Annotated in this window: 5 protein-coding genes; 3 read left to right on the top strand and 2 right to left on the bottom strand. The window is 40.9% G+C overall.

Annotated features, from left to right (window positions below; genetic code table 11):
- Positions 1 to 1,616: ATP cone domain-containing protein (locus tag B4F08_RS07740; RefSeq protein ID WP_291374030.1), on the bottom strand; the 1,616-nt coding region annotated here is incomplete at its 3' end.
- 596 nt (positions 1,617 to 2,212) lie between these two features.
- Between B4F08_RS07740 and bfmR the strand changes: the two genes are divergently transcribed.
- Together bfmR and bfmS are read left to right on the top strand one after the other, a co-directional pair.
- The gene (gene bfmR / locus B4F08_RS07735) at positions 2,213 to 2,929 is read left to right on the top strand and encodes a response regulator transcription factor BfmR (RefSeq protein WP_005007943.1); all 717 of its coding nucleotides are present in this window, start codon (positions 2,213 to 2,215) and stop codon (positions 2,927 to 2,929) included.
- A 36-nt stretch (positions 2,930 to 2,965) separates the two neighbouring features.
- Entirely contained in the window at positions 2,966 to 4,630 is a 1,665-nt protein-coding gene (gene bfmS, locus B4F08_RS07730) for a sensor histidine kinase BfmS (RefSeq protein WP_291374029.1), read from the top strand.
- Positions 4,631 to 4,684: 54 nt separating this feature from the next.
- Here bfmS and B4F08_RS07725 read toward each other — a convergent pair whose 3' ends face one another.
- Positions 4,685 to 5,041: a hypothetical protein gene (locus B4F08_RS07725; RefSeq protein WP_086208155.1), complete on the bottom strand. Its 357-nt coding sequence runs from the start codon at positions 5,039 to 5,041 to the stop codon at positions 4,685 to 4,687.
- 511 nt (positions 5,042 to 5,552) lie between these two features.
- On the opposite strand from B4F08_RS07725, the gene ndhC reads away from it, so the two are divergent.
- The coding region (gene ndhC, locus B4F08_RS07720) for an NADH-quinone oxidoreductase subunit A (protein WP_291374028.1) at positions 5,553 to 5,833 on the top strand (281 nt) is incomplete at its 3' end.

The raw sequence follows: 5,833 nt of genomic DNA, 5'->3' as shown, positions 1-5,833 counted from the left end.
GAACGTAAGTTACATACGTCTTTGAATGTGATCCACGGATGACCAGTTTCAAACAACATCGACAGCATTTTGCGCCACAAATCTTTTGCACGGATTTTCTTGTGCAACATGTTTGTTTCTTTTGCAATTGCTTCATAGTGTGCATAACGCTCAGCGAATTCTGCACCTGTTAAGTCGTGTAGGTCTGGTGTTTCAGACGGCGTGAACAGTGTCCATTCTGCATCTTCAAAAACACGTTGCATAAATAAGTCAGGAACCCAGTTTGCTGTGTTCATGTCATGCGTACGGCGACGGTCATCACCAGTGTTTTTACGTAGCTCTAGGAACTCTTCGATGTCTAAGTGCCAAGTTTCAAGGTATGCACAGACTGCACCTTTACGTTTACCACCTTGGTTTACCGCAACAGCAGTATCGTTCGCCACTTTAAGGAATGGAACGACACCTTGTGACTTACCGTTTGTCCCTTTGATATACGAGTTCAAGGCACGAACTGGCGTCCAGTCATTACCTAGACCGCCTGCCCATTTAGATAGCATTGCGTTATCACGCATAGCGCCATAAATGTCATACAGGTCATCATCAATCGTAGTCAAGTAACAGCTAGACAACTGTGGACGTAGCGTACCTGAGTTAAACAGAGTAGGCGTAGATGCCATGTAATCGAAGCTAGAGAGTAAGTTATAGAATTCGATTGCACGTTCTTCACGATTTGCTTCGTTGAGTGAAAGACCCATCGAAACGCGCATGAAGAATAATTGTGGTAATTCGAAACGTACGCCATCTGAGTGGATGAAGTAACGATCAAATAAAGTCTGTAAACCTAAGTAAGTAAATTGGTTTGAACGTTCTGGTTGAATCGCTGCTGCCAATTTTGCAAGGTCAAAGTTAAGTAGTTCTGGTGAAAGGAGGTCTAATGCAATACCTTTCTTCAGGAAGGTTTCTAAAGCATCGCCTTCAGCTGTGTCTTCAGACAAGCCTAGGAACGTTAAACCTGTTGCAACCAATTCATCACGCAGTAAGCGAGCCGTGACATAGGTATAGTTTGGTTCTTGTTCGATACGTGTACGTGTAGCCATCATCATCGTCGTTGCGATGTCAGACGCTTTTACACCGTTGTAGAGGTTTTTAATGGTTTCGTCGATGATCGCTTGAACATTAATGCCTTCTAAACCTTCAGCCGCTTTAGTTACTGTTGCTTCAAGCTTACGCATGTCAAGCGGTTGAAGCTGACCATTGGCGTCAGTGATTTGTAGTGTTGGGTGATGGTTTTCACCTGCTTGTTTACGTGCGTCAGCACGTTGATCGCGGTAGATGACATACGCGCGAGCAACTTTCTGTTCACCTGTACGCATTAGCGCAAGTTCAACTTGGTCTTGGATTTCTTCGATGTGGATTGTACCGCCAGAAGGTAAGCGACGCGTAAATGTATTTAATACCATCTCGGTAAGTTGTGAAATACGATCGTGGATGCGGCTTGAGTCAGCACTTTGTTGACCCTCAACAGCTAAAAATGCTTTACCAATAGCAACAGAGATTTTTTCTGCGTCAAAGCTGGCAACATCTCCAGTGCGTTTAATCACCTGAATTTGACCAGGGGTTGAATTTGATACGCTCATGCTAGCATAGCTCCATTTTGTCATCTATTTTTATGTCTATGGACCATTTGAACTGGGCAATTTTTATGCCACAGTGTTTGAGGTTTAAACACAAGACCTAGTGGTTTAAAAATTAATTGAACACAAGATACGGGAAAATTCGGGGTAGATCAATATTGACATTTTATTAAAAATTTCGATTGCTCTTGTATTGAAATGGTCGCTAAAAAAATCCCTTTTTTATGATTCTTGTATTAAGCCTTATTAGACAAGGCGATAGCATAACAAAGCTCGGTTTAAGTACTTATAGATAACATTGTGGATAAGTGAAAAAGAGATGTGTGGGGTAGAAATAAACGGTTGAAAGCAGTGGTTTGGCGTGAAAAAACATCAATTTGTAAAGAAACGTTTCTTTGCTTTGGTTGGATATAGAGCAAACGCGAGAAAGTGCTTATTTTGTGCTTAAAAAAATGTATAACAAAATGCTACTTTGATGTATCAGTTTGGTGAACAAGATCTTGTTTACAATGTAAACGTGTGTATATTGCAAACTATATCAGAGCGTATCCCTTGGATTTTAAAGGATACGTTAAGTCGTCAAAATAAAGGGGCACTCCATGAGCCAAGAAGAAAAGTTACCAAAAATTTTAATCGTAGAAGACGATGAGCGTCTAGCTCGCTTAACTCAAGAATACCTGATTCGTAATGGTCTTGAGGTTGGGGTAGAGCCCGATGGTAACCGTGCCATTCGCCGTATTATTGCAGAACAACCCGATATGGTGGTGCTAGATGTCATGCTTCCAGGTGCTGATGGCCTAACGATTTGTCGTGAAGTTCGTCCACATTACCATCAACCGATTTTGATGTTGACTGCACGTACAGAAGATATGGATCAAGTGCTTGGTCTGGAAATGGGTGCAGATGACTATGTGGCAAAACCAGTTCAGCCACGCGTTTTACTTGCACGTATCCGCGCATTATTACGTCGTACCGACAAGGCGCCAGAAGATGAAGTTGCGCAGCGCATTGAATTTGATGATCTGGTGATCGACAACGGTGGTCGCTCAGTGACTTTAAATGGTGAATTGGTTGACTTCACCAGTGCTGAATATGATTTATTGTGGTTACTTGCTTCAAATGCTGGTCGTATCTTATCGCGTGAAGATATTTTTGAACGCTTACGTGGTATTGAATATGATGGTCAGGACCGTTCAATTGATGTACGTATTTCACGTATTCGTCCAAAAATTGGCGATGATCCTGAAAATCCAAAACGTATTAAAACGGTACGTAGCAAAGGCTATTTATTTGTTAAAGAAACCAATGGTATCTAAGTCATCTATTTGATTCGTTAAAGTGGGACATTTTTAGTGTTCAAACACAGTATATTCTTGCGTATCTATGCAGGGTTAGTCGTGCTGGTTGCTATCGTAGCTCTCATGGCGTATTTGCTTGTGCAAATTATTAATTATCAGCGAGTGCAAGAATATCGCGAATCATTAACAGATGGGATTTCCTTTATTATTAGTGAAGGTGTATCTCGTCAAACCAACGCGCAGCAAAAAGCAGACTGGATTTCAGATGCGTCTGATCTGCTTGAACTGCCCATTAATATGATTCCTGCAAGTAAAGTTAATTTAACTCGAGCAGAGACTAAACGGATCAGCGAGCGTAAAGCCGCTGTACGTTATGATGCGCAAACGCAAGTTGCGTATCTGATTCTTGGTCTAAAAGATGACCCAAATCATTTACTCTATATTAAGGTAGATAAAATTGGGGAGTTGCAAATGAAAGCACTCCCGATTTTTATTCTTGATTATTTGGTCTATTACCCAGGTCAAGAGGAAGAGTATTTAGCGAAAATACAAAAGTATTTCTCTTATCCTGTACATATTGAAGAAGTGCAAAATCTTGCGCTTGAGTCTGAGCAAATTGGTCGATTGCGTTTAGATCATAGTGTGATCTTATATCGCGATAGCGCTTCCGTGCGCGGTACAACCATTTCTATTGTTTCTCCTCCTTTGCCAAGTTCACCGAATAAAGTGTTGGTGCTTGGGCCTGTACCTATTTTCAACTGGATGCCATTTCAGCTTGCAGCAGGGATTACCTTATTAAGTTTGTTTGTGCTCAGTTTAGGGGTATATGGTTTGCTAGTGCCTATGCAACGTAAGTTGCGAGAGGTTAATTATGGTTTGAACCGTATGAAAGCAGGGGATATGACTTTACGTTTGCCTGTCGATGGTAAAGACGAAATGGCGAGTCTGGCGAATAGTTATAACAGCATGTCCGATCACATTCAGCGTTTGATTGAAGCACAGCGTGAACTCATGCGCGCCGTATCCCATGAGCTTCGTACGCCTGTTGCGCGCATCCGTTTTGGGATGGAAATGTTGGCGGAAGAAGACGATTATGAATATCGCCTGCAGCAAGTTGATATGATTGATAAAGATATTGAGGCCTTAAATACTTTAATTGATGAAATTATGACTTATGCCAAATTAGAGCAAGGTACGCCTTCTTTGGATATTGAAAATATTGTCTTGTTTGAAGTGTTGGATCAGGTGGTGGTAGAGACTGAAGCCTTAAAGACTCAAAAGGAAATCAACTTAAATGCACCACCTTTAACGTTACAGGTTGAAGCTGAACGTCGTTACTTACATCGTGTAGTGCAAAACTTAGTCGGCAATGCCGTACGTTATGGTGACCATCAGGTGTTGGTGAGTGGTGGTATAAATGAAAATGGGATGGCTTATGTCTGTGTGGAGGACGATGGGCCAGGTATTCCCGAAGATGAGCGTGAGCGTGTTTTTGAGGCATTTGCTCGTTTAGATGATAGTCGGACTCGTGCATCTGGTGGTTATGGTTTGGGGCTTTCAATTGTGAGTCGTATTGCTTACTGGTTTGGTGGGCGTGTAATGGTTGATCAAAGTCCAAGTTTAGGGGGCGCGCGTTTTACCATGATATGGCCAGCACATCGTTTTAGTAAGTCTAAAAAGAAATATAATGTCAAAGAAAACACAGACACCAAAAACTAATTTTTATGTGGTATGAAAAAGCACCGAAGTTCGGTGCTTTTTTTCATTATTTTTTTATTCTTGAATAGTGGCATCAGGGGAAATAATTTGCTTGCCTTGTTTTAGGCTTTCAAGCGCACTGGCATTAAAGTCAATCAGCAGAGAATTGTTTTGTATATCTATGCCATAGCGGCTAATGAGCTTTTGGTCACCATTGATCGTTTCAATTTTGTATTCATCTACAATATTCATAATGCCATCGAGATTGGTGGTAGCTGAAGCTTTGTCTTGACGAAAAAGTTCATAAATGTCGCGTAAATCAAAAATAGCATTATTGGCATCGGGGTGTTTACGGACATAGTTTTCAACATGGCGAATAAGCAACTGGGCAAATAAAAAATAATTAGGTTTATGGGTGAATTCTAGGCTCATTCGGTGCTCCTTATTCTTTGTTGTTGGTTATTTATATCAATAGCATAAGAAAAAGCTGAGTGCATCTATTGATTGATTTGATTTGCAAATAAACACAAAAAATATGAGTGACTTAATTTGCTTTTATCTATGTTTGCTGAATAAAAAAAACGGTTAGTTCGGTTGATTTTTCTCGTTTTGGTAGATGGTCTGCCATGTGTAGAGAGATGGTGTAAATGATTTGAGGGGCTTCCACAGGTTTGTGAATTCCAACTGTAAGATGAAAATTTAGAAAAATAATAGAATAGTACTGTTTTATTTAAGAAAACGATCAGTTTTAAAATAAAAGGGCTTGCATAGAAAAAATCTCAAAAAACGATGAGAAATCATCCTAAAGACGAATATCTATAAGCTAGCAACTTACGTCATCAATCGGGTACAATTGGCGGGATTAATTTTGTGTTTGGTGTATTTGAAGGCCAATACATACATTCTTTGTTAATAAATTAGGCCTGCCAGGAGTTATCCCCGCATGAGTGCCATTACTCCATACGAATGGGCAATTATTGCCTTCGTGATCGGCGTTACATTTCTTTGCGTCTTTATGCTGACCGTTCCATTACTCCTTGGGGGTAAGTCATGGGGCCGTGCCAAGCAAGAGCAATTTGAATCAGGTGTGGTTGGTGCTGGTGGTGCACGTATCCGCCTATCAGCAAAGTTCTATTTGGTTGCTATCTTCTTCGTCGTATTCGACTTAGAGGCGCTTTACCTTTACGCATGGGCGAACTCTGTTCGTGAAGTGGGTTGGGTTGG

The sequence above is a fragment of the Acinetobacter sp. UBA6720 genome (assembly GCF_002454215.1).
Taxonomy (GTDB): Bacteria; Pseudomonadota; Gammaproteobacteria; order Pseudomonadales; family Moraxellaceae; genus Acinetobacter.
This window is presented reverse-complemented; position numbering and strand designations above follow the sequence as displayed.